This window comes from Microbacterium umsixpiens (genome assembly GCF_053543675.1).
Genome location: NZ_JBLVOH010000062.1, coordinates 18411 through 21599 on the forward strand (window position 1 = coordinate 18411; position 3189 = coordinate 21599).

4 protein-coding genes are annotated in these 3189 nt (G+C 71.3%); 3 read left to right on the forward strand and 1 reads right to left on the reverse strand.

Features of this window, described 5'->3' with window-relative positions; all coding sequences use genetic code 11:
* Nucleotides 1–794, reverse strand: a 794-nt coding sequence (locus ACNPM4_RS06250; RefSeq protein ID WP_448985092.1) for a BglG family transcription antiterminator, incomplete at its 3' end; no start/stop codon positions are given.
* A gap of 166 nt (nt 795–960) precedes the next feature.
* Between ACNPM4_RS06250 and ACNPM4_RS06255 the strand changes: the two genes are divergently transcribed.
* From ACNPM4_RS06255 to ptsP, 3 genes are all read left to right on the forward strand, one after another.
* Nucleotides 961–1278: a PTS sugar transporter subunit IIB gene (locus ACNPM4_RS06255; protein WP_029273791.1), complete on the forward strand. Its 318-nt coding sequence runs from the start codon at nt 961–963 to the stop codon at nt 1276–1278.
* Complete coding sequence (locus ACNPM4_RS06260) at nt 1275–1556, forward strand: HPr family phosphocarrier protein (RefSeq protein WP_029262538.1); 282 nt, start codon at nt 1275–1277, stop codon at nt 1554–1556. The genes ACNPM4_RS06255 and ACNPM4_RS06260 overlap by 4 nt, the downstream gene beginning before the upstream one ends.
* The coding region (ptsP, locus tag ACNPM4_RS06265) for a phosphoenolpyruvate--protein phosphotransferase (RefSeq protein WP_448985093.1) at nt 1553–3189 on the forward strand (1637 nt) is incomplete at its 3' end. The genes ACNPM4_RS06260 and ptsP, both read left to right, overlap by 4 nt.

Here is a 3189-nt window from a genome sequence, read left to right on the forward strand (position 1 = left end):
AGGTGACCGCTGTCGCCGTCGCCGAGGACCACGTCGAAGTGCTCGGCGGCGAGCCGGGCGATGACGGCACCCACCCGCGGGATCTCCTCCCGGGCACCCGCCGGCGACGACTCGAGGGCGTGCCCCGCGGCCACCCGCTCGGCGGCGATCGCGATGTGCAGCAGCACGTCAGCGATCGCGAGCTCGTTCACGTAGTAGCCGAGCTCGCCGAGTTCCCGCACCAGTGACGTCTTGAACGGACCGACCGCGCTGGCGGCCACCGCAGACCTCGACAGGGCACGCCGGAAGGTCTCCGGATGGAAGGAGGCGTCATCCATCTCGTCGTGCGCGAGTCTGCTGAGCAGGCGCCGCTGGGCGGCTTCGTTCCCTCGCAGTCGCACCCTCTCCCGGTCCCGCTCGAGCGCGAGTTCGGTGCCGTCGAGCAGGCTGCGCACCCTGACCAGGTCCGCCTCGAGAGTCGCCTCACTCACGTGCAGCTCGTCGGCCGTGTCGAACACGTCGATCCCGGCGGGCTCGTCGAGCAGCAGCCGCACCAGCGTGTGCAGACGATCGCGGGGCGCGGACTCGCCGGTCTGGCGCATCCGGAGCGCACCGCGGGCACCGGATCCTGCGCGATACCCGGCCGGGCCGGATTCGATCACGCCGGCCCCCGGGGTCCGTGCGTTCAGCGCTGCCACGTACGACCGGATGCTGCGGGGCGTGACCCCGAGCAGATCGGCGAGGCTGGCAGCCGTCGCCCACCCCTCCTGGCGCAGCAGAGCGGTGAGGAGCAGGTCCTGGCGCTGGCGCGACATGATCCTCCCCTTCCCGCTTGGTGACCGCACTGTCTCGACGTGGTCTCCATGATGTCAGCATGCCGGCATCCCCGGGCGGAAACCGGGGTTCCGCCCGGGCGGAAAGGAACCTGTTGGTGCGGCACCCCTCCTTGTTCCCAGACTGTTCTCAGGAAGGTGGGAATCGATGAGGATCCTCGTGGTGTGCGGCGCCGGCGCGTCGAGCACGTTCGTCGCACTGCGGCTCCGCACTGCGGCGACAGCGGCCGGTCTCGGCTGGGATGCCGTGGCGGGCACCGAGAGTTCCGTCGCCGGCTCCGACCACGACCTCGTCCTCGTCGGTCCGCATCTCGGTGACCGGCTCGAGGCGATGCGCCGCAGCGTGGAAGCGCCCGTCGCCGTGCTTCCTGATGACGTCTTCTCCGACCGTGACGGATCCCGCACCCTCGACTTCGCCCGATCGATCCTCGCCGCCGCCGGCGACACCCCGAAAGGAACATCATGACCGCCACCCGCACCGTACGGATCGGCTCCTCCCACGGACTGCACGCCCGCCCCGCGAAGCTGTTCGCACAGGCGGCCAAGGACTCGGGCCTCGCCGTGACGATCGCGAAGGACTCGGGCAAACCGGTCAATGCCGCCAGCATCCTCGGCGTGATCTCGCTCGCGATCGAGTACGGCGACTACGTGACCCTGACGGCCGACGGCGACGGGGCCGAAGGCGTGCTGGACACGCTCACCGAGCTCCTCACCACCGACCATGACCAGGACACCGCCGGATGAGCGAGCTGCGCGGGGTGGGCATCGGTCTCGGCGTGGCCCAGGGACCGGTCGTCCGCATGGCCGAGGCGATGCCGGCTCCGGAGAACACCCCGAGCACGGCGGGCGCCGAAACCGAACGCGCGCGAGTACGCGAGGCGGTCGCGACGGTCGCCCGTGAACTGAACGAGCGCGGTGAGGCGGCAGGTGGTGCCGCACAGGATGTGTTGGAAGCGCAGGCGATGATCGCCGAGGATCCGACGCTCCAGGAGGAGGTCGACGCGCGGATCGACGCCGGGGCGACCGCCGAATGGGCGGTGCACGATGCGTTCGCAGGTTTCCGCGCCACGCTCGAGGCCGTCGGAGGGTACCTCGGCGAGCGCGCCGCCGATCTCGACGACATCGCGCAGCGCGTCCTGGCGCACCTGCGCGGCGTCGATGCGCCCGGCGTCCCGAACCCGGGACACCCGTTCGTCCTGGTCGCCCGCGACCTCGCCCCGGCCGACACCGCACTCCTGGACCTGGATCAGGTGCTCGCTCTGATCACGACCGACGGCGGGCCGACCTCCCACACCGCGATCCTCGCGAGGGAGAAGGGCATCGTCGCGATCGTCGGCGTCGGTGTCGCGGACGGCACGCAGCTCGTCACGGGCGAGACGGTGATCGTCGATGCCGCCAGCGGCGTGGTCACCCGCGAACCGACGGAGGACGAGAAGGACCGCGCAGCTCAGCGCGCCGCTGCCCGCCAGTCGGCCGACACCGCTCCTCCCACTCCCGGCGCCCTCGCCGACGGCACACCTGTCGCGCTGCTCGCGAACCTGGGGAAGCCCGCAGATGCGGCCGATGCGGTCGTTCGGGGGGCCGAGGGCGTCGGGCTGTTCCGCACCGAGTTCCTGTTCCTCTCCTCGGCACAGGCGCCGACCATCGCCCAGCAACGCGAGTCGTACCGCGAGCTGTTGGCGGCCTTTCCCGGCAAGAAGGTCGTGGTCCGGATGCTCGATGCCGGCGCCGACAAGCCGCTGGCGTTCCTCAACGACGCGCACGAGGAGAACCCGGCGCTGGGGTTGCGGGGTCTTCGGGCGCTGCGCGCGAGCGAGGACATCCTGCGTGAGCAACTGACGGCACTGGCCGAAGCCGACGCCGAGACCGAGGCCGACCTGTGGGTGATGGCTCCGATGGTGGCAACCGTCGAGGAGACGATCTACTTCACCGGTCTCGCCCGCGAGTACGGATTGCAGACCGCAGGGGTCATGGTCGAGATCCCGGCGAGCGCCCTGCTCGCCGACCGGGTGCTCGCGCACGCCGACTTCGCCTCGATCGGCACCAACGACCTCACGCAGTACACCATGGCGGCCGACCGGATGCTCGGCTCGGTCGCAGGTTTCCAGGACCCCTGGCATCCGGCCGTGCTCCGCCTGGTGCGCGAGGTCGGTGATGCCGGTGCCCGCCTGGGCAAGCCGGTCGGCATCTGCGGCGAGGCCGCCGCCGATCCGCTCCTCGCCGTCGTGCTGGTCGGTCTCGGCGCCACGAGTCTCTCGATGGCTCCCCCAGCACTGGCCGATGTACGACACGCGCTCTCCGAACGCACCCCGTCCGAGGCGCGGAGCCTCGCCGAGGCCGCCCTGGCCGCCGACGATGCCTCCTCCGCCCGAACCGC

Bases quoted from the DNA above. Each gene is read 5' to 3' on its own strand.
- ACNPM4_RS06255 (WP_029273791.1), top strand. From the start codon at position 961: ATGAGGATCCTCGTGGTGTGCGGCGCCGGCGCGTCGAGCACGTTCGTC.
- ACNPM4_RS06260 (WP_029262538.1), top strand. From the start codon at position 1,275: ATGACCGCCACCCGCACCGTACGGATCGGCTCCTCCCACGGACTGCAC.